At 31.2% G+C, this 20165-nt stretch carries 23 protein-coding genes; 5 read left to right on the plus strand and 18 right to left on the minus strand.

Annotation, left to right across the window (positions count from 1 at the left end):
- Positions 1–7: 7 nt before the first annotated feature.
- The 4 genes from fliD to NIL_RS06390 form a co-directional block, all read right to left on the minus strand.
- Positions 8–1357: a flagellar filament capping protein FliD gene (fliD, locus tag NIL_RS06375; RefSeq protein WP_187646975.1), complete on the minus strand. Its 1350-nt coding sequence runs from the start codon at positions 1355–1357 to the stop codon at positions 8–10.
- An 11-nt stretch (positions 1358–1368) separates the two neighbouring features.
- The gene (locus NIL_RS06380) at positions 1369–1743 is read right to left on the minus strand and encodes a flagellar protein FlaG (protein WP_187646976.1); all 375 of its coding nucleotides are present in this window, start codon (positions 1741–1743) and stop codon (positions 1369–1371) included.
- Positions 1744–1840: 97 nt separating this feature from the next.
- Entirely contained in the window at positions 1841–2713 is an 873-nt protein-coding gene (locus tag NIL_RS06385) for a flagellin N-terminal helical domain-containing protein (protein ID WP_187646977.1), read from the minus strand.
- Positions 2714–2767: 54 nt separating this feature from the next.
- Entirely contained in the window at positions 2768–4702 is a 1935-nt protein-coding gene (locus NIL_RS06390; protein ID WP_187646978.1) for a motility associated factor glycosyltransferase family protein, read from the minus strand.
- Between the two features lie 88 nt (positions 4703–4790).
- On the opposite strand from NIL_RS06390, the gene NIL_RS06395 reads away from it, so the two are divergent.
- The 5 genes from NIL_RS06395 to NIL_RS06415 are packed head-to-tail and all read left to right on the plus strand — an operon-like array spanning position 4791 to position 9424.
- Positions 4791–5996, plus strand: a complete 1206-nt coding sequence (locus tag NIL_RS06395) for a tetratricopeptide repeat protein (protein WP_187646979.1) — start codon at positions 4791–4793, stop codon at positions 5994–5996.
- 10 nt (positions 5997–6006) lie between these two features.
- Positions 6007–7071 (plus strand): flagellar brake protein, encoded by a 1065-nt coding sequence (locus tag NIL_RS06400; RefSeq protein ID WP_187646980.1) that lies wholly within the window; start codon positions 6007–6009, stop codon positions 7069–7071.
- A 1-nt stretch (position 7072) separates the two neighbouring features.
- Positions 7073–7486, plus strand: a complete 414-nt coding sequence (locus tag NIL_RS06405; RefSeq protein ID WP_187646981.1) for a hypothetical protein — start codon at positions 7073–7075, stop codon at positions 7484–7486.
- Positions 7452–7901 carry a MotE family protein gene (locus tag NIL_RS06410; RefSeq protein ID WP_187646982.1) on the plus strand — a complete coding sequence of 150 codons (450 nt, stop codon included), beginning with the start codon at positions 7452–7454 and terminating at the stop codon, positions 7899–7901. Before NIL_RS06405 ends, NIL_RS06410 begins: the two co-directional genes overlap by 35 nt.
- On the plus strand, positions 7898–9424 hold the full coding sequence (locus NIL_RS06415; RefSeq protein ID WP_187646983.1) for a GGDEF domain-containing protein: 1527 nt from the start codon (positions 7898–7900) through the stop codon (positions 9422–9424). The genes NIL_RS06410 and NIL_RS06415 overlap by 4 nt, the downstream gene beginning before the upstream one ends.
- Here the strand turns inward: NIL_RS06415 and flhB are convergent.
- The 14 genes from flhB to flgC form a co-directional block, all read right to left on the minus strand.
- Complete coding sequence (flhB, locus tag NIL_RS06420; RefSeq protein WP_187646984.1) at positions 9421–10470, minus strand: flagellar biosynthesis protein FlhB; 1050 nt, start codon at positions 10468–10470, stop codon at positions 9421–9423. The two genes, NIL_RS06415 and flhB, sit on opposite strands and share 4 nt — an antisense overlap.
- Positions 10471–10473: 3 nt before the next feature.
- Positions 10474–11247: a flagellar biosynthetic protein FliR gene (locus tag NIL_RS06425; protein WP_187646985.1), complete on the minus strand. Its 774-nt coding sequence runs from the start codon at positions 11245–11247 to the stop codon at positions 10474–10476.
- On the minus strand, positions 11244–11513 hold the full coding sequence (fliQ, locus tag NIL_RS06430) for a flagellar biosynthesis protein FliQ (protein WP_187646986.1): 270 nt from the start codon (positions 11511–11513) through the stop codon (positions 11244–11246). Before fliQ ends, NIL_RS06425 begins: the two co-directional genes overlap by 4 nt.
- A complete protein-coding gene (gene fliP, locus NIL_RS06435) occupies positions 11510–12262 on the minus strand; it encodes a flagellar type III secretion system pore protein FliP (RefSeq protein WP_187646987.1) in 753 nt (250 codons plus the stop codon). The genes fliQ and fliP overlap by 4 nt, the downstream gene beginning before the upstream one ends.
- On the minus strand, positions 12243–12566 hold the full coding sequence (locus NIL_RS06440; RefSeq protein ID WP_187646988.1) for a flagellar biosynthetic protein FliO: 324 nt from the start codon (positions 12564–12566) through the stop codon (positions 12243–12245). Before NIL_RS06440 ends, fliP begins: the two co-directional genes overlap by 20 nt.
- A complete protein-coding gene (locus tag NIL_RS06445) occupies positions 12559–12825 on the minus strand; it encodes a FliM/FliN family flagellar motor switch protein (RefSeq protein ID WP_187646989.1) in 267 nt (88 codons plus the stop codon). The genes NIL_RS06440 and NIL_RS06445 overlap by 8 nt, the downstream gene beginning before the upstream one ends.
- A gap of 13 nt (positions 12826–12838) precedes the next feature.
- Positions 12839–13354, minus strand: coding sequence for a flagellar basal body-associated FliL family protein (locus tag NIL_RS06450; RefSeq protein ID WP_187646990.1), 516 nt, complete (start codon positions 13352–13354; stop codon positions 12839–12841).
- A 90-nt stretch (positions 13355–13444) separates the two neighbouring features.
- Positions 13445–15049 carry a flagellar hook protein FlgE gene (locus tag NIL_RS06455; protein ID WP_187646991.1) on the minus strand — a complete coding sequence of 535 codons (1605 nt, stop codon included), beginning with the start codon at positions 15047–15049 and terminating at the stop codon, positions 13445–13447.
- Between the two features lies 1 nt (position 15050).
- Positions 15051–15704, minus strand: coding sequence for a flagellar hook assembly protein FlgD (locus NIL_RS06460; RefSeq protein ID WP_187646992.1), 654 nt, complete (start codon positions 15702–15704; stop codon positions 15051–15053).
- Positions 15705–15813: 109 nt separating this feature from the next.
- Positions 15814–17115: a FliI/YscN family ATPase gene (locus NIL_RS06465; RefSeq protein WP_187646993.1), complete on the minus strand. Its 1302-nt coding sequence runs from the start codon at positions 17113–17115 to the stop codon at positions 15814–15816.
- Positions 17081–17773, minus strand: coding sequence for a FliH/SctL family protein (locus NIL_RS06470; RefSeq protein WP_187646994.1), 693 nt, complete (start codon positions 17771–17773; stop codon positions 17081–17083). Before NIL_RS06470 ends, NIL_RS06465 begins: the two co-directional genes overlap by 35 nt.
- Positions 17752–19344 (minus strand): flagellar basal-body MS-ring/collar protein FliF, encoded by a 1593-nt coding sequence (gene fliF / locus NIL_RS06475; RefSeq protein WP_187646995.1) that lies wholly within the window; start codon positions 19342–19344, stop codon positions 17752–17754. The genes NIL_RS06470 and fliF overlap by 22 nt, the downstream gene beginning before the upstream one ends.
- Before the next feature lie 10 nt (positions 19345–19354).
- On the minus strand, positions 19355–19645 hold the full coding sequence (gene fliE, locus NIL_RS06480) for a flagellar hook-basal body complex protein FliE (RefSeq protein ID WP_187646996.1): 291 nt from the start codon (positions 19643–19645) through the stop codon (positions 19355–19357).
- Between the two features lie 97 nt (positions 19646–19742).
- Positions 19743–20165, minus strand: a complete 423-nt coding sequence (gene flgC / locus NIL_RS06485; RefSeq protein WP_187646997.1) for a flagellar basal body rod protein FlgC — start codon at positions 20163–20165, stop codon at positions 19743–19745.

Genomic DNA, 20165 nt, shown 5'->3' on the forward strand with positions numbered 1-20165 from the left:
AATTTAATTATTGTGTAGTATTTGTCGTAGAACTAGGTAATAAAGAGGTAAGTCTTGCACTTACGTCATTCATTTCAGCCATAAATTGATCAAGCCATACGAACTGTTTTTTCAAAGTTTCCATCTCAGAATCTATTCTTTTCGCTAAAGAGACTATAGAGTCTTCAATATAACTAATCTGTCTATCAAAACTTTTATCCTTATCGTCTAAAGGACTATCATAACCGGTAATATAGTTTAGATAATCACCTAAACTGCTATTTAACTGCTCAATCTTTGTTTTTACCACATCTGGATTGGTCTGTAACTGACTATCAAGCTCCGCACTATCTAAAGAAATTTTTCCAGTTGTATAATCCACGCTCAAAATACCAATCTCAAAAAGAGGATCAAATCCTTGAAATATGGAAGATCTTATCTGTTGTACAGTAGAGTCGCCAGATAAAGGAGCGCCTTGGGCAGTATACTGTGTTACAAAATCCACTATTGAATTATATCCATCCACAAACTCTTGTAAAGAGCTTTTAACCCCTTCGTAATCATTATCTATTGTTACATCAACTCCGACCGTAGATGTAGATAAAAGATCTATTCTTAATCCACTTACTACATTATCAAAACTGTTTGTAGAACTCTCAACAGTCTGACCGTAAATATCTATTTGCGCGTTTTGCGCACTCTGTACATTGCTTGCCGTATAAGCCGATCCCAATTGCAATTGATCTAAAAGATCGCCGCTTCCGGTCTCTGTGATACTTATAGTATTATCCGCACCAGTGTCAGCACCGGATAAAAGCAATCTATAATTTGTTCCATCAAAAAAAATCGATGCTTGGGCGCTAGTTTGAGCACTATTTATAGCATCGGCAATCTCTTGTAAAGTTGAAGGTTTAGTAGTATCTGCGGTATCGGTATCATAATCAATAGTAGCTACAACATTGCCTGCATAACTTATCTCTATTGTTCCTGCAGTAGTAGCAACAGCAACGGTATCTTTATCTGTTACTCCAGCTTGTGAAAGCCATACGTCGTTTTGAGCAAGTTGTTTTGAAGTAATATTTAAACTTGTTTCACTAATTTTTGTAGGATCCGTAACGGTAGCGGTTAAAACAGACTCGTTAGAAACAAAAACACTTTTTTGTTCAAAAGCGGTAGATTCAGTAAGCTTTTCAAATGTGGCGTTAAAATTATCTAAAAGTTGCGCATAGTTTTGATAAGAGTATTTTTTATTATAAATTTTTGCCTCTTTCTCTTGCAATATTGCAACTTGTTGATTCTTAAGCTCTTGGTACTTATCCAAAATTGATTGATAATCAAACTGGCCGCTAAGATTACTTAGATATATTTCTCCCGCCATTTTTTGTCCTTTTAGGCTTTTTCATTGAAAAGAAGTCCAGTCACCTCGTCAATATATTTAGCTATCTTTAAGACAACGTCAGGAGGGAGTTGCCTTATAACCTCTTTCGATTCACTATCTATGATTTTTACTACCTGTATACCAGTATCTTCATCCATCTCTATCTTAAGTTGCGAATTTAACATGCTCATCTTTTTATTGAGTTCATCTATAGATTTTTTTATTATATCTTCTTGCATTTTAGGCTCTAATGTTTCAAACATTTCCTTCAGATCTTTTTGCTGATTTTGTTCTCTGTTTTGATTTTGAATCTCTTTTTGATTTTCTACATTCTGAGACTGCATCTGTAAAGCGGCACTTGTAGAGTTTACAGCTTTTACGTCCATCTTTTTCTCCTAAAAGTCATTTGGCCAAAGCTTTTTAAAGCATTGGCCAAATGACTTTATATATTATAACACAAAAGAGGTAACACCTCTTTTGCGATTATCTAAGAAGCTGTAGAACTAACTGAGACTGCTGATTTGCTTGAGCAAGCATACTCATACCAGACTGCATCAAGATGTTGTTTTTAGTAAATTCACTCATCTCTTTTGCAAAGTCAACGTTTCTAATTCTTCCTTCTGCATCAGAAGTATTTACTCTTTGAGTTTCATTGTTAGAGATAATTTTTTCAAGTTCAATCTGTTTTGAACCAAATTTTGCGGCTAAATTATCCACTGCCGATATGAGATCATCAACAGTTTGAACTGCTGTGTTTGCCGCACTCTGACTTGTTACATCTATAGTATAAGTATTAGCTCCAACAGTTACTTTTGAAGCAGCAGTACCCGTTAGTGTTGCAACACTTACATAACCAATTGCCGCATTAATCGTTAACTCTTGATCAGTTCTTCCACCATAATGAATTTTGAAATCACTCGTACCGGTAGTAGCAACGGCGGTAACAAATATGTTTAGACCATTAAACTCGGTATCTGTAAAGATTTTCCCAACAACATCAACTAAATGGTTAATATCTTGTTGAATTGCTTCTCTTGAATTGTCATCAGAAGTATTTGAAGCCTGAATAACTTTGGCTTTTACATCATTTAGGATATTGTAAACCTCACTCAAACTACCTTGTGCTATTTGAGCTATACTCACCCCGTCTTGTGCGTTTCTTGTTCCTTGATCTAAAGATACTGCGTAAGTTTTAAGCTGATCTGCTATATAAAGACCTGCCGCATCATCAGCTGCCCTATTGATTCTATAGCCCGTAGCCAACCTCTCCATATTCTTATTCATAGCCTGTTCAGTCTTTAGCAAATTTGCATGCGTAAAATCAGACTGAAAATTGTAGTTTATTTTAAGTGCCATTTTGAACCTCCTAATTTTTTTACATTTTTATTATCGGAAGTTCAAAAAAAATTTTTAGCAGTTTAACTCATCTTTTAATCTTTTTTTTGCTTCATCTAAAAATCTAAGTATATTTTTTTTAAACATTTCTGCCAATTTTGCCTGCATGTAAGAATCTTTTAAATTCATAATATATAAATAATGGAAAGAGATCATATGATAAATAGTCCCTCTGACTAAAATGTAAAACATTTCATTAGTTTTTCTTAAATCGTTTTCAATTTTTTGATAGATTTTAAATAGAATATTATAATAATCGGACTCATTAAATTTTTTTGCTTTTATTATTAAATTTTCATCTACAAACTTTCTAATTTCATCAAACAAAAAAAATAATTCATCAATTTTGTTCTCTATAAAATGTTTAAACTCTTTTTTGTATAAATTATTTGCAAAATTTGACTCAAAATTTTCTAAAATCTCTTCTTTTTTATTCGATATTTTTTCAATAAAGATTTCTTCTGCTTCTAAAGGTGTTGTACCCTCTATTTTCGCTCCATCTGCTGTATTATAAACGGTAATATCCGGATAGAGTCTTAATAGCTTCTCTATATTTTTTCTCGCCATTTCAAAAATCCTAGTAGTAAAAACTCTTCCTACAAAATTTCCATCAACTTCTTTATAAGAATCCATGGTTTCAGTTTTAAATTGGCTTTCTTTTTTATAATAAACGCTATCTTTCGCATGGTGTTTACTTCTATCTTTAAAACCTAAATCAGTTCCAAAAAGATATATAGTTTTAAATCCCAAATGCAAACCTAACGCTAATGCCATATTGGTGACTGTTGGCGTCATAAACTCTATTTTTGGAAAATTATAAAAATTAAAAAAGAGATTTGCACCACTATCAGGAAATCTAGGCATCATATAATTCTTACTGCCTAATTTAAAAACATCAGGATACATAGGATTAACGCCTATTATATTAACCTCTTTCAACTCTTCTAAAGAAGCATTGTCTAAAAGTGCATCATAAGTATGTTTCATCCTCTCTATAACAATCTCGTAATCAGGTTTAACTCCGTTTTTTAACAATGGCCTAAGAGCAGTACCACATGAAAAAATCACGGCACTATTTTTATATTTTTTTATAGTTTTTATGGCATCTTCTAAAGATGGACCAGAAGCTACAATAAAAAGAGGTAATTCATCATTCAATTTGTTTTTTCCAGTATAAATTGGAATTTTATTTTTAATATTGATTAAAGTATTTTTTATTGAAATTAATTCATCATCAAAAAAACCCCATTTAGAGTTCTCCTCCAAAATTAAATTTTTTAACTCTATTTTAAATTTTTCCAAAATATTGGTATTGTAATGAATATATAAAAATACTCTATACGTAAACGTTTCGTTGATTCTGTGAAGTTTATTAACTGTAGCATAAGCTAGTTTATCAGGATCAGTGCCTAAAACAATACTAATACTGGTTTTTTCGAACAATTTTTCCCATTCAACTGTATATAATGATGCAATAAAAACCTCTATTTTCTCTTCGACCAATATTAAAATTTCTATCTTTTTATTTTCAAGCAGTTTTTCTATATGAAAACCAAGTCCAATACCGTATACAATTAAAAAAAAGAGACTTTTTTTATCTTTTATTAAAACTTCTTCGTTCTTATCTTTGATATCCATAAAATTTTCTACAATTTTTTTTAAATATTTTTCTTGAAGAGGTTTTTTGTAGTATTTTGGTGGTTTATCTGGAATAAGGTTAAAAGATTCGATAGGAGAATTCAAAAAATTATCTATTTTACTATCTAAACTATCCAAATAGTCATCCGGATAAAACAGATTTCCATCAATTTTTAAATTTATACCATTTTTTGTATTTAATATTTCGATGTTTTCCGTTGATTGATTTTTAATCAAAAAATATATATCAGGGTAATATTTTTTAAAAAATCTAATATTTCTTTTATATCTCTTTATAAAACTTCTATCCATATCTTTCCTTTGCAATAAGAGCTTTTTATAAATTACTTTAAAATATAATTTTAGCTAAAATATATTTCAAAAGCGGTAAGGAATTATTATGAAGATTTTTTCACTATGTATATATAACAAAAATCATAAGTTTGATTTTGATAATTTTCTAAATAATCTATGTGATAATGAAAAATATATATTAGAAATATTATATTGTGGGAGAAGTGACAAAAAAGAGATAATCTCCCTCAATCTAGAAAATATCAATGAAACAGCTTTTAGAAATTCATGTATCGAAAAAGCTAAAGGAGAATATTTAGTTTGGATCTCTTCCTCTACGGAATTGGAAGAATCTACACTAGATGAATATTATGAAACAATAATGGAAACAAATGCAGATATTATTTATCCAAACGAAATACAAGTTTTGGATACCGAAGAAAAGATTAAAAACTTCTCGGACTGGTTTGAAAAAGAGAAAGAGCTTTTACAAGCTTTAGATTTAGAAGAATACTTACCAAAATGGGGTATTGCTATAAAAAAGGAAAAGCTAAATAGATTTAACGGATTTGAAAAAAAATACGGATCTGAAGCTTTTTACGCTTTTGTATATAAAAATTTAAAAAATCTCTCTTTAAAACTTTCTCAAGAAAGTTTTATTATAAACAAACATATTAAAAATGAAAATCAAGATTTTACGTATAAAAGTCTGATTCTTAGGGATATAATAAAACAAAATGATATAAAAGAACTATTTCTAAAATTAAACTGGAAAAATGAAAATATCGCTCTTGCTACCGCTTATACTCTAATAGGAGAAAAACTTTACTATTATGGAGATTTTTTCAATGCATCAAACTTTTTTAGACAAGCACTTATCAGTTTTCACAATCAAGAAACATTAAAAAGATTAATCGAGTCTTACTATCAAATGGGCTTGTTTGAAGAAGCAAAAAAAATGCTAAAAACACAAGAGAGTAATGAAGATATTTTAAACGAATTCAATTACAAAATAGAAAAAGCCGAGAAACTTATTTTAGAACTTGAAAAACTTGTACAAACTAAAAATATCTCTGATATTGTCAAAATAAAAAAAGATATTTTTGAATTCTATCAAGGAGCACCGATTCAAAATATATTTGGAGTTGTGATGTATAATAACGGTAAAATAGAAGATTCTTACAAATATTTTTACAAAGCAGTAACAATGAACCCTCTAGATCATGATATAATAAGTAATATTGTCGGAGTTGCAAAAAAACTAAAGAAAGAAGAAGAAGTTATAAGTTTAATAGAAAGATTAACTAAATAAAGGATAAGTTTTGGGAGAAACTCTTTCTAGATTTGAAACTCTTAAACTAGCAGCCGAACATTGGACTCAAACAGATCTAACAACCATACTTATCATTGTTTTTTTTATTTTAGGGGTAATGGTGATCTTAGTCGGAGGAATACTCCTTCAAAAAATAATGAGATCTAAGAATACACATAACTACTTTTTCAGTTATGCAAAAGAAAAAGGCCTTACGGATAAGGAAGCTAAACTATTGTGGGACTACTCTTTAAAAATGGGTAGAGATCCATTACTGGTATTAGAATTCAAATCTCCCTTTGAAAAAGTTGTAGATCTATATATTAGAACAGACCCCAACGCAAAAGAGAGTTTAGTACAGGATATGAGAAAAAAGCTAGGTTTCAACGTCATTCACGATTTTATACCTCTTTCATTATCAAAAGATATCGAGATGTTTCAAAACGGGAAAATGATTATAGATGGAAAACAAGCCGTAGATGTTGCACTTTATGATAAAGATGAAAAATTTATGTATTGGCTTTTAATAGATGTAAAAAGTCGAGAGGGTATTTCACCTGGAACTCCTGTTAAAATAACTTTCTTAAGAAAAAACGATGCTATATACAATTTTGAATCATCTGTTTTAGAAGTTATTAATGAAGGAAATAATATCGTTATCAAACTTCCTCATACATTCGAGATGACGCGAATCCAGCGAAGAGAATTTCCTAGAGTAGAAGTAGATTTACCAGCAATGCTTGGAGAAACAAGAGTTATTAACGAAAAAGAAGAAATTATTTGGCATAGCGGAAGAATAGTTGATATTAGCGCTATGGGGGCAAAATTTTGCGTACCTTTGGAAAATAGGGATGATATCAAAATATCCGTAGGTGATGATATAAAAATAAAATTTGAATTAAATAATGTAAAATATGATTTAGAAGCAAGTGTAGAAAATAGAGATGAGAGAGAAGTAGCTTTATGTTTTGGATTGAAGTTTAAAAATGCAAAAGATAAAATAAAAGATCAAATTTTTAATTTTGTGCAAAAAGAGCAAAGAAAATTGGCTAAAATTGCTAAGGTACAAAAATAAAATGGACACCAAAAACCGACTTTTTATAAAAAAGAAAGATTTTGAAATCAATAACTTAAAAAATGAGATAAAAGAGCTAGCAAACAAAATTGAGACTTTAGAAAAAAAAATATCGCAAAATATAGAGACGTACGTCAATAGAGAAAATAAAAAGTTTCAAGAGCCAATGGCATTAATTCTGAAGGAACTTTTTTTATCTACTCTTTTAAAAGAGAATGAGTATTTAAAAAGAGAAAAAACGAAAATATCATCAATTTTGAAAAAAAAACAAGAAGAGCTATCAATACTTTTAGGAGAAAAAAAGGCTTTTGAGTCATATTTACAGAAAAAAAAAAGAGAAAAAGAGTTAAAAGAGAACGAAATTGAAAATAGGCTTGCAAATGAGATTTTTTTACGTAATTTTTCTAATAAGTAGCTTTAACTTTTCTCAAACGCTTCTTTTCGCTCAAGCTGAAATTAAAGAGATAAAGATAGAAATAGAAAAGTTAATAAAACTAAAAAAAGAGGTTGAAGCAAAAATAGAAAAAAATAGAGAACTTTTAAAAAAAATAGAACAAGAACAAGAAAAATTAAAAACCGCGCAAGAAAATCTTAAAAAATTACAAGAAGAGATGAGAAAAGATAAATACAAAAAATTGGCAAAAGCTTTTGAAGGAATGGAGCCAGAAATGGCTGGAGAAAAACTTTCAAAACTTGACGATCCCGTCAAAGCCGCGTATATTTTATACAACATGAAAGCTAAAGCCGCAGGAGAGGCTTTAAACTTTGTAGAACCAAAAAGAGTAAGTCAAATAGTAAAAATTTTAACAGATTTAAAAAATAGAAAATGAGTAAAAAAAATATTTTAAAAATATTCATATTTTTTTCTATCTACTCTATTTTTAACTTAATCCTTTTTTTCTATTTTCAGCAAGACAAAGAAAATAGAATTGAGCTCTATTTTCAACAAAAAGTAGATAAACTTTTTTCAGAATACAGAGCTACACAAAACGGATTTAAAATGCTTAGTAACTTTGTTTGCGATAATATAAACAATAGGGAGGATATTTTACAACTTATCTATAAATTAAAAACTTCTGACAATAGAACAAAAAATATATTAAGAAAAAAACTTTTTAAAAAACTTAAAAAATATTACACTCTACTTAAAAAGTATAGATTTTACTATTTAACTCTCTATTATCCGAATGGAAAAGTCTTTTTAAGAATGCATCAACCTTATAAATATGGAGATAGCCTCTATACCAAAAATAGTTCCTTAGATTTTATAAAAAATACTCCTTTTTTGATAAATGAGATAGAAACGGGAATAATATACAATTATCAACTCTTTTATAAAGGGAAATTATTGGCCCTTATAAAAACATCCATATCTTACGACGTACTAAAACAAGAACTTACAAAACTCTTCAACAGCGACTATGAATATATTTTAAAAAGAGAGTTTATATCAAAAAGCACTTTAAGAACCGGTCATAAACTATTTATTCAAAGTGATATCAACGAAAAATTTTTTTATGAGGAAACCTCTATAAAAAGAGACAGATCTAGAGTTACAAATCAGACTATAAATAAAATAAATCTAGTAATAAAAGATAGAATAAAAGACAAATTAAGTCTTGAAAAAAACTTCGCTGAAGCTGTAAAGATAGATGAAAAATACTATGTAGTTACCTTTTTAACTATATCTCCTTTTCAAAAAAAGAATTATAATATAGGCTATCTTATCTCTTATGAACAAGATAACACTTATGAAATTTTTGATTCCGTATTTTGGCATAACATTATCTTAGGAAATATCATAATTATCTTGATATTAATCTTTATATTTTACGTTTTACAGATGAATGAAAAACTAAAACTAATTGCATCAACTGATAAACTTACTGGCCTCTTTAATAGAAACAAGTTTTACGAAATTATCTCAAATGAAATTGAGAGGGTAAAAAGATATAAACGTCCACTATCGCTAATCATATTTGATATAGACCATTTTAAAAAAATCAACGATACATTTGGTCATAATATTGGAGATTATGTACTAAAAACGATTGCCGAAATTATCAAAAAAAATATTAGAATAAATGACACTCCTTTTAGATGGGGTGGAGAAGAGTTTATCGTACTTACTCCTGAAACTGACATAAACGGCGCTACAACATTTGCCGAAAAACTAAGAGAAGCTGTGGAAAATTATAAATTTGACAAAGTCGTAAAAGTAACTATAAGTCTAGGCGTAGCCGAATATGACCCTAAAAGAGATAAAGATATCGATTCTCTTATAAACAGGGCGGATGAAGCGCTTTATAAATCTAAAGAATTAGGAAGAAACAGAGTTACAATTGCTGATTAAAGAGATTTTGATTTATAAATTTTAGCTAAAATTTTTGCTATGGCTTGATAAAGATTTTCGGGTATTATGTCTCCAACTTCGCAACTCTCATACAAACTTCTAGCTAAAGCCGGATTTTCTTCAACAGGTATATTATGTTCTTTGGCCTTTTCTTTTATCTTTAAAGCAATATTGTCTTTACCTTTTGCTATTACTTTAGGCGCCTGCATTTTACCTCTTTTGTATTCAAGTGCTACCGCATAGTGAGTAGGGTTTGTAATAACCACATCGGCTTTAGTAACTTCAGCCATCATTCTCGTTAAACTCATTTCTCTCTGTTTTTTCCTAATTGCAGCTTTTACCTGAGGATTCCCTTCATAAAGTTTTTGCTCCTCTTTTATCTCATGTTTACTCATTTTTATATTTTCTTCATACTCGTGCCTTCTAAAAATATAATCGATTACTCCAATAGGTATCGATAAAATAGCAAAAGCAAAAATCATTATAAGAGTATATTTTAGTAAGATATACGCTTCTTTATTGACTGCAACCATAGAAAATCTAAATACATCTTCTAAAAGAGTCTTAACCAAAAAATATGCAACAACTGTAGCAACCAATAATTTCAAAATATTTTTAAATAGTTCAAAAACAGTTTTAAGTGAAAAGAGTCTTTGCAGTCCCGAGATAGGATTTAGCTTGTCGAGTTTAGGAGTTAAAGGTTTTAAGGTAAAAATTAATCCAAACTGTGCAACATTTGAGATAATTCCCACTATAAAAAGCGTCAAAAATACTGGAAATATTAAAATACCCAAAACATATAAAGTCTCTGTTATAGTCAATCTATTTTCGCTAACTATTAAATATAGCGGATTTGAAAAGATGTAGCCAAAATAGGAGCGTAACTTTTCATACGCAAAAGGAAAATAGAATATAAAAAAAAGAAATATAACCAATAAAGATGCAGAGATCGGTATATCTTGACTCTTTGGTACCTGCCCCTCTTCTTTTGCCTTCTCTCGCCTCCGGGGGGTTGCTTTTTCGGTTTTACTTGGATCTTTTGCCATAACTTATCCTACAAACTTAATCACGCCGATATAATCTTCACCCATTCTCTGCAATAAAGTTACTATAATATATACCAATACGCTACTGCCAAAAGCTATTGCAGCCAATCCTACAAATATCTGCATCGGAAGACCGACTATAAAAACATTTATCTGAGGTATAAGTCTATTTACTAGAGCTAATGCTACGTTTAACAAAAACAGAATCAAAGCAAAAGGAAATGCTATCTGAAAACCCATAATAAAAATATATGAAGATTTTTCTATGATAAACTGCCAAATACCATTATTAACATAAAAAATATCTAATGGCAGATATTGAAAACTTATAACTATAGCACCTATAACATACTGGTAGCTGTCAGTAACAAAAAATATAAAATAAAAAAGCAAAATAAAAAATCTGTTCAATATTGAAATTTGTCCAAAAGAGGGGTCAAAAACATTCACTACAGTCAACCCCATAAAATAACTTATAATCTCAGCCGCATAAGATAAAGCGGATATAAAAATATTTACTAAAATACCTAAACTAAATCCTATAAATAGCTCTTTTAGTACAAGTAGTAATAGTTCAAAAAAAGAAAAACTTGTTAAATCTACATCTAAATTTACAGTAGAGGCTATATAAAAAGAAAAAGTCACTACAAGAAGAAGTTTTATATTGGTTGGTATCATTGAAGTATTCAACAAAGGAAAACTCAAAAAAAGCGCTATTACTCTTGTAAAAATCAATCCTATTTCCAAAGCCTCTTTAGGAGTTATTAACGGATTCATTGCAATATCGTAAATAGATTTTGGAACGTCTCTTTAAAATACTCTGTAAGTAAAATAAACATCCAAGAACCAAACACTATCATAGCTCCTACAGTTGCTACAATTTTCGGTATAAAAGTTATAGTCATCTCATGAATCTGCGTAGCCGCCTGAAAAATACTTATCAAAAGACCTACGATAAACGCAGTCAATAAAACTGGCCCACCTACTATAACTGCCGTTTTTAACATCTGTTCAACCAACGTTATAGCTTGATCTACGCTCATTTGTAACTCTCTATTAAAGCTTTTATCAAAAGTTCCCATCCGTCGGCCAATATAAACAAAATCAACTTAAAAGGCAACGATATCATCATCGGCGGTATCATCATCATTCCCATTGACATCAAGATACTAGCCACCAAAAGATCAATAACCAAAAAAGGCAAAAATATTATAAAAACAACTTCAAAAGCGACTTTGATTTCACTAACCAAAAAGGCGGGTATTAAAGTAAAAAGTTCTAATTCTTCCGGACTTTGAGGTTTTTTATTTGATAAATCTATAAAAAGTTTAAGATCCTCTTTTCTAGTGTTTTTAAGCATAAACTCTTTTATTGGTCCTTTTGCTCTTTGTATAGCCTCAATATCATTTATCTCTTTATTCATATATGGAGTTATCGCATTACTGTTTATCTCCGTAAAAACAGGTTTCATTATAAAAAATGTCAAAAAAAGAGACAAAGCTATTATTACCTGATTTGGAGGAGACTGCGGAATCCCTAATGCATGTCTTAAAAGTGACAAAACTATAACGATACGCGTAAAAGAGGTAATCGTAATCAAAAGAGCGGGAGCAAGGCTTAAAAGGGTTATTAAAAAAAGAATTTTTAAAGAAACGTCGATGTCTTTTAACCCAGACAAAGTATCTTCAACAACTCCACCAAAAACTGTTAAAGGAAAAAAAATTAAAAATACAAACAGTGTAGTATTAAGTTTCAAACTTTGAGTTTTGAGTTTATAGCTCTTTTTTTTCATTTGCTATCCTGTTAAACTCATCACTCATCACTTTATTATCATCAATATCAACTTCTTCCCACTCTTTTAGTTTTTTTATACCGTTCTCATCAATCGATAGGAAAAAAAAACTCTTTTTTATCTTTACTAATACCAACCCTTTGTTTCTAGAAAAATAATGCGATTCTATTATTTTTATGTTTTTATCTCTATTTGAAGATATTTTTAAACCATATTTATTGATATAATAATAAATAACATATATAAATATAACTATTATAGAAAAGGTGGCTAGAAATTTGAGAGTCTCTTGAGTCTCAAGCAAGGTCTATGATCCTCACCCCGTATTTATCATTTGCAACAACCATTTCACCTATTGCAAAACTTTGATTGTTGATATAAACATTAATATAACCTTCTATATTAGAGTCTAACTTTAAAACGTCTCCTTCTTTTAAAGAGACTATCTCAAAAAGCATTTTTTTTGTACTACCTACACTAACGTTTACTTTAAGTTGTACATCATTCAAAAAAGAAAGGTCTTGTATAAAAGATTCTATTTTTTTTGTTTCTTCGCTTTTCACAAATACTCCTAAACTAAGCCGTTTGAATCACAAAATCTGTAAAATAGACATTTTTTACACCACCAATTGGCAAAATAGCGTTAATTCTCTTTATAATCTCCTCTTTTAACTCTTCTATCCCTTCAGCGGTTTTAAGTTCTTTTGAACTCTTGGTAAACAACAAAGTAGTAATTGCATCTTTTATTTGTGGTAGTCTTTTTTCAAGTTCCATTTTGATCTTTTCATCTTGAACTTCTAAAACAATCGTTATTTTTAAATATCTATCCGCATCTCTATCTTGAAGGTTTACTATAAACGTCCCCACATCAAACTGAATACCCAACTCTTCGACGTTTTTTATCTCTTCTACAATTTTTTCCGCTTTTTTTTCGTTTTTTTTCTCTTCCTCTTGTTTATCAAGAACTAAAAATTTATATGCCGCGCCGCCGCCGGCTCCAATGATTATCAAAAGAAGAAGCAAAATGATTATAAGTTTCTTTTTACCACCTTTTTTCTCTTCTTGCTCTTGCTCTTTAGCCTCTTCAGCCATCCAAACCCTTTTTGTTAAATATCAGATATAAAATAGAAAAAGATTATCTCATATCTAATATTTAAAAACGATAAAAGGGCTTAAACCCTCTTATCTTTTGATGTCCATTGTGGTTTGTAAGATTTGATCTGAAGTTGTTATGGTTTTTGCATTTGCTTGGTACGCTCTTTGAGCGGTAATAAGGTTTATAAACTCTTGGGATATATCAACGTTACTCATCTCAAGCATTCCGCTTCTTATTTTGCTTATAACTCCACCTGGTACTATTATCGGTGTAAATGTTTGCTGATTTGGAAGATATAAACTATTTCCTTTTCTGACTAACATCTCTTTATCTTTAAAAGTTGCAACGGCAAGTCTAGCTATATCTTTTACCTGTCCGTTGGTATATGTAGCTTTTATAACTCCCTCTTCGCTAACGGACATACTAAGAAGATCTCCTTTTCCGCTTCCGTTTTGCTGTGCATAAAATATAAAATCACTGTCAAGTTGAGTTAAATTTATAAAATCTTCCAAAATCTGCGTATCTACAGCACCTGTATTTAAATATCTACTCTCAGGATTAGAGTAATCTATAACCGCGGTTTGAATATTTGTCAAATCGGTTATGGCAGCTGTCGTAGCGTTATTAAAGTCTTGATATTTTAGAGTTAAAGTACTATTGTTGTTTCCATCTCCGGCTGCTCCTATAATTGTTATTTTCCCATCATCGTAACTTATGGTACCTTTTATTTCACCGGTATTTATATCTATAATATTTCCGGCACCGTCGTCATTCCACTGTACGGTATTTCCGTTTTGATCTTGACTTATATATACAGAGCCTGGTAAAACAGGTGTTCCTCCACCTACCGTAAAAACTCCATCATCACTATTTTCAGTAGCGGTCGCGGGATCGTTTAAATTAGGGATCGATACATATTGCCCGGATGTTAATTCACCTTTACCGTTAAAAGTAAGTTCAACGGAAGCGTAATTATTTGTTCCGTCCGTATATAAAACCGCTCTATCATCTATCTGCGAATATACTTTCCACGTATTTATATCGGTTTTAACAAAATAGTGCTTTAGAGTATGAGAAGTACCCAAGCTATCATAAGTTGTTATAGTATTAACATAATGGTAAGTATTTGGATCACTCGGATCAAAAGTTGCCGTAATAGCCTGTACATTTGCATCTAAATTTGCGGGGTTTTCAAATTTTATACTGTCTGTATTAGTAGGAGATAACGAGTTAGGGATATTTATACTTCCCATAGCTCCAGCGATATTTCCTCCTTCATCAAGAGTCCATCCTTGCAGTTTATAACCGTTTGGATCTATCACATCTCCATTGGCATCTATTCTAAAATCTCCGGCTCTAGTATAATAGACCAAATCCGCGGTAGGATTTTTAACCATAAAAAAGCCTTCCCCGTCTAAAGCCAGAGCAAGAGGAGAATTAGTAGTTTGAAACGTACCTTGCGAAAAATCTTTAATGGTAGAAGCCGCTAACGAACCTCCACCAATTTCACTATTTTTAGGAACGCCGCTAGTAGAGTATGTTGTTAACGAACTAGAAATTAAATCTTGAAAATTTACCCGTTCTTGCTTAAAACCTATAGTATTTACATTTGCTATATTATCTGAAATCACGGAAAGCCAGGTTTTATTAGAATTTAGACCTGTATTTCCGGTATAAAAAGCCTGCAACATCTTATCCTCCTATCTGACTTATACTATTTAAATCTATACTTCCATACTCGTAAAGAGCAACTATATTTTCACCGTCTCTTTCTATACCAGTCACTAACGCGGTTGAATACACGGAAGCTTCAACATTTTCTTCCCCATTTCTCGCAATAACAGCTACAGAGTAGTATCCTGTACCTAAAGAAGCCTCGTCAATCTCATAGGGATAAATAGTTCCTGCACTTAAATTTGCAAATGTATCACTTTTTACCACGTTTCCTTCATTATCATAAATATATACATCAACTATATCACCATTTTCGGCAAGCCTAAACTCTATTTTTCCAGTTCCATTTTCTATATAAGTCGTATTTCCCTCATATATAATTTTTTCATTAATGAGATTAGACGCTTGAAGCAAAAGTGTTGAAGAACTACCAGATGTCAACGTCTGTACCGCTTCTTCAAAATTATTCATGGTCTCAAGCTGTCTCAAACTTAAAGTATCATCTATAAACTGGCTAATATCTTCAGCTTCAAAAGGATCTTGATATTGAAAATTTGCCAATAATACTTTCAAAAAATCCTCTTGAGACATCTGAGAATTGTCATAATTTGCATCAACTACTTGAATCTGTTCCCCAGTAAAATCTGTAATGGTACCGATGACATTATCCATAGATGATCCTTTTGTTACATAATTAAAAGCCTATTTTACGGATTATTTACTAATTTTATCTAAAGAAAATTAAAAAAATATAAAGAAAAGGCCTATTTTGGGTGTTTTTTTACAAATTTATATCGATTTTTGAGACAAGTTTTAAAAGTTGTTCAAAACTCTCTTCCAAAGTAACTCTTTCTTCTACACTCTGTTTAAGATACTCTTCCCAATCTTTATGAAATTTTATAGCAGTATCTATTTTTTTAGATGTGCCACTACGGTATAGACCAAGAGTTATCATCTCTTCAGACTCTCTATATATCGATTCTAACTCAAAATATTTCGACTGAACTTCCAATATCTCTTCATTTACTATTTGCGGCGTTAATCTACTTATACTTTTTAAAACGTCAATTGACGGAAAGATTCTTTTTTGAGCCAAACCCCTTGATAATAGTATATGTCCATCCAAAAATCCTACCGCGGCGTCTGCTACGGGATCCATAGATACTTCATCACCCTCGATCAAAACCGTATATATACCGGTTATACTCCCTTTTCCCGAAAATGTTCCCGCTTGTTCTATGATTTTTGGCAATAGTGAAAAAACTGAAGGGGTATAGCCTTTAGTAGTAGGAGGCTCCCCTATAGCCAAACCAATTTCTCTTTGAGCCATCGCTAATCTTGTTAAAGAGTCAACTAAAAAAAGCACATCTTTACCCAAATTTGAAAAATAGTTGGCAATAGCTATCGCAGAATAAACAGCTCTAATCTTAGCAAGTGGAGTCTGATCGGAAGTGGCAACCACGACTACCGATTTTTTAAGTCCTTCCTTGCCTAGATTGTCTTCTATAAACTCTCTAACTTCTCGCCCTCTTTCGCCTATCAATGCAATTACGTTAACATCAGTTTTAGTAAACCTAGAAATCATTCCAAGAAGAGTGCTCTTTCCAATGCCAGCTCCAGCAAATATTCCTATTCTTTGACCTTTGCCGACGGTTAAAAGACCATTTATACTTCTTATACCCATATCTAGCGGTTCTGTAATTCTCTCACGTTTTAAAGGATTTATAGGATCGTTTTTTAAGTAGTAAAAGTTAGAATAAACTACGCTCTCTTTATTTAACGGATTGCCAAAAGGATCTATTACGGTCCCCAAAAGGTCATTGCCTACACCTACACTTATTGGTTCAAGTTTAGCCTCCACAAAGCTACCTACTTTAACACCCCTAGTGTCATCATAAGCCATAAGAAGCGTTTTGTTATCTTTAAAACCTACTATCTCCGCTTCGATACCATTTTCAAATATACATGAATCCCCTATCGATACTTTAGGAAGAATCGCCTCTATAACTGGTCCGCTAACACCAACTATCTTCCCCTTTACTTTATATTTAGGTAAACTTTTTAATCTCTCTTTTAATTTCATCTTTTAATACTTCAATTTTCTCTTTAAAACTGTTTTCCAACTTAAAATCATAAAACTCTATTATAAAATCGCCCTCTTTTAAAGAGTCGTCTACATCTACTTTTATATTTGTAAAACTTTTTTTAACCTTTTCATACAATTTTTTTGATACTTTAATCTCTAACGGCAAAGACTCTTTAAACTCTAATATTATTTGAGTTATAGCTTCTTTTAAATTTTCAACATTTGAGTTTTGAATATATAAAAACTCAAAAACCTCACCTAAATTATCAAGGATAATACTACTCAATCTATTTAGATAGTCTTGATGTTTTAATGAAAGTTCATGTTCTATTTTTTTGTAGTTCTGAGATAAATCTTCTAATTGAGACTCTTTTTGCGCTATAAGTTCTTTTTTAATCTCTTCAATTTTTTTATTTAACTCCTCCTCTTTCTCTTTTGTGCCTTGAACATATCCTTTCTGAAAAAACTCTTTTTTGCTATTTTCCAATAATTCTTGATAATTTTTTTCAATATCTAATATTTTCTCTTGATAAAACTTTTCTACTTCTTGTAAAGTTTTTTCATTTTGAATATCGCTATCTTTTAACTCGTTTATATTTTTTAATTTTCCAAAATCATCCAATTCCAGCATTATCAGATCTCTTCTTTCATCCATTTACTAATCATTGAAGCTATTAGTTCCGGATTTTCATCAATCATTTGTAAAATCTTCTGATAAGAGGGTTCGGATTCTAGATCCAAAAGCAAATTCTCTTCTTCTCGTACTTTACTCATCTCTTTAAATGTCTCTTCCAAAGCAGCTTTTTCTTGAGCAATCTTAGCCTCTTTTTTTGCTTTGGAAGCTTTTATTATAAAAACTATCAACAAAACTAAAAGGACAAGAGCTAAACCGCCGACAGCAAGTAGTAAAGTCATATCTTTTTTAGATATATCTTGATTCTCATCTTCCATAACGAGAGGAGCTTCAAAAGGAACGCTTACTACCGTTATTTTATCTCCACGTTTAGGATCAAAGCCAACTGCACTTTTTATGAGCTCTTCATAAGAAGTAAGCTCCTCTTTGCTTCTTGGAACGAAAACTTTTGTTTCTGTACCGTTGGAGTCTTTTTTAGTTATGTATTTTCCATCTATCAACACGCCTACGCTTAGCTTTTTAATTTTAAACATATTTCTCTGTGTATCGATTAAAGATTTAGAAATATTATAATTTGTGGTTACATCTTTTTTGCTCTTATCTAAAGTCAAGTTGTTTTGATTAGTGTTTATAACGGGAGGCACATTGGTAGGTGTTCCAGGGGCTCCAATCTGTTTTTGTGAAAAGCCTTTCTCTTTCTCTTGAATTTTTCTTTCACTAACTACGGCTACTCTATCGGGATCGTATAGCTCTTCTTGCTCTCTTATTTTGGCACTCTCAATCTCAGCGGTAGCTCTAACTACGACTTTTTGAGGTCCTATTGCTTTAGCCAGCATAGACTGAATTCTTTTTTCTATATCTCTTTCTATTTTCTTTTTCAAATCTACCGCATCTAAAATCTTTTCGTTTTTCTCTTCCGTTAAAATATCGGACAAAACTCGTCCCCTGTTATCCACTACTGTTACATTTTCCGGTTTTAGTTTGGATACGGCATGAGAGACTAAAAAAACTATCGCTTTTACTTGTTCGGAAGTAAGATCCCTTCCTGGCCTTAATTTTACTATAACAGAGGCTTTTGCCTCATCTTCGTCTCTTGCAAATATTGAACTTTGAGGTAAAGCGATATTCACCTTAGCACTGCTTACAGCGTCGATTTTTTGAATAGTCCTAGTAAGTTCACCCTCTATTGCTCTTAAATAGTTTACATTTTCTTGAAAATGGGTTGCGCCCATCTTAGGCTCTTCAAAAATCTCAAAACCTACGACTTTAGAAGAGGGCAAGCCTTTTGCCGCAAGTTTCAATCTTACATCGTATATCTTGTTTTTAGGAACTAAAATAATAGTCCCTTCTCCTTCGACTTTATAAGGAATACGCTCCTCTTGCAAAATGGTGAGTATACTTCCGGCATCCTCGGGATTAAGGTGCGTATATAAAACTCCATACTCCTCTTGGTTGATGTTTTTTAAAAAAACAATGGACAATAAAACTACTATCGACGTAATTCCAAGCCCTATAAAAACTCTTTTTAAAAATTTTTCATCTTTAAAAGATTCAGAAAGTTTTTGAGTAATATTTTTTATATCAAAAGCCAAAAACGATCTCCTAAACTTGCATTCTCATAATTTCTTGATAACTTTCAAGAGCTTTATTTCTGATTTCGGTTAATAACCTCAAAGAGATATCCGCTTTTTCTATTTGAAACATCAACTCTTCAAGATTTGAAACATCTCCGTTTATCAGTTTCTCTTCAGCAACTCCGGCATTTTTGAGCTCATTATTAACATCGGAAATAAAATCTTTTAAAATATCGTCGAAACCTTTTGTCTCTACGTTCTTAAACTCTTTATTCTTCTCAAATGGTATAAACTCACCGTTAATGGAAGATATTTTCATCTTTCATCCTTTTTAACGTATAATTGAGAAATAAGGAGTAAAGCGCATAATTAACATACAACTCCCTATCACTACTTTATTCATTGCGCTCACACTTTTATACTCTTATAATCTCCAAAGATTTCAAAAGCATATCTTTGTGAGTATTAAACGCCGTTAAGTTTGCCTCATATGTTCTCATAGCCGAAATCATATCTACCATCTCTCTCATCGGATCTACATTGGGTAACTTTACAAAACCCTTTTCATCTGCTAAAGGATTCGTGGGATCGAATTTCATCTTAAACGGTGAAGGATCTTCTAAAACCTCTTTTACTCTTACTTGTGCTAATGGAATACTGTTTTGTTTTTCTATCTCTTGATCCATTACAGCTTCAAACACGGGTATTTTCCTACGATAAGGCAAACCCTCCTTATCTTTTGTGGAGTTCACGTTTGCGAGGTTGCTAGAGACTATATCTATTCTTACTTTTTGCGCCGACATTCCAGTAGTAGCGATTTCCAAACCTTTAAACAACAT

The sequence above is a fragment of the Nitrosophilus labii genome (genome assembly GCF_014466985.1).
Taxonomy (GTDB): Bacteria; Campylobacterota; Campylobacteria; order Campylobacterales; family Nitratiruptoraceae; genus Nitrosophilus_A; species Nitrosophilus_A labii.

Coding starts and splice junctions, on each gene's coding strand:
- NIL_RS06385 (WP_187646977.1), bottom strand. CDS start 2,713: ATGGCACTTAAAATAAACTACAATTTTCAGTCTGATTTTACGCATGCA.
- NIL_RS06405 (WP_187646981.1), top strand. CDS start 7,073: ATGGACACCAAAAACCGACTTTTTATAAAAAAGAAAGATTTTGAAATC.
- NIL_RS06395 (WP_187646979.1), top strand. CDS start 4,791: ATGAAGATTTTTTCACTATGTATATATAACAAAAATCATAAGTTTGAT.
- NIL_RS06415 (WP_187646983.1), top strand. CDS start 7,898: ATGAGTAAAAAAAATATTTTAAAAATATTCATATTTTTTTCTATCTAC.
- flhB (WP_187646984.1), bottom strand. CDS start 10,470: ATGGCAAAAGATCCAAGTAAAACCGAAAAAGCAACCCCCCGGAGGCGA.
- fliQ (WP_187646986.1), bottom strand. CDS start 11,513: ATGAGCGTAGATCAAGCTATAACGTTGGTTGAACAGATGTTAAAAACG.
- NIL_RS06450 (WP_187646990.1), bottom strand. CDS start 13,354: ATGGCTGAAGAGGCTAAAGAGCAAGAGCAAGAAGAGAAAAAAGGTGGT.
- NIL_RS06390 (WP_187646978.1), bottom strand. CDS start 4,702: ATGGATAGAAGTTTTATAAAGAGATATAAAAGAAATATTAGATTTTTT.
- NIL_RS06460 (WP_187646992.1), bottom strand. CDS start 15,704: ATGGATAATGTCATCGGTACCATTACAGATTTTACTGGGGAACAGATT.
- NIL_RS06470 (WP_187646994.1), bottom strand. CDS start 17,773: ATGGATGAAAGAAGAGATCTGATAATGCTGGAATTGGATGATTTTGGA.
- NIL_RS06465 (WP_187646993.1), bottom strand. CDS start 17,115: ATGAAATTAAAAGAGAGATTAAAAAGTTTACCTAAATATAAAGTAAAG.
- fliE (WP_187646996.1), bottom strand. CDS start 19,645: ATGAAAATATCTTCCATTAACGGTGAGTTTATACCATTTGAGAAGAAT.
- fliP (WP_187646987.1), bottom strand. CDS start 12,262: ATGAAAAAAAAGAGCTATAAACTCAAAACTCAAAGTTTGAAACTTAAT.
- NIL_RS06380 (WP_187646976.1), bottom strand. CDS start 1,743: ATGGACGTAAAAGCTGTAAACTCTACAAGTGCCGCTTTACAGATGCAG.
- fliD (WP_187646975.1), bottom strand. CDS start 1,357: ATGGCGGGAGAAATATATCTAAGTAATCTTAGCGGCCAGTTTGATTAT.
- NIL_RS06410 (WP_187646982.1), top strand. CDS start 7,452: ATGAGATTTTTTTACGTAATTTTTCTAATAAGTAGCTTTAACTTTTCT.
- NIL_RS06425 (WP_187646985.1), bottom strand. CDS start 11,247: ATGAATCCGTTAATAACTCCTAAAGAGGCTTTGGAAATAGGATTGATT.
- flgC (WP_187646997.1), bottom strand. CDS start 20,165: ATGTTGTTTAAAGGTTTGGAAATCGCTACTACTGGAATGTCGGCGCAA.
- NIL_RS06455 (WP_187646991.1), bottom strand. CDS start 15,049: ATGTTGCAGGCTTTTTATACCGGAAATACAGGTCTAAATTCTAATAAA.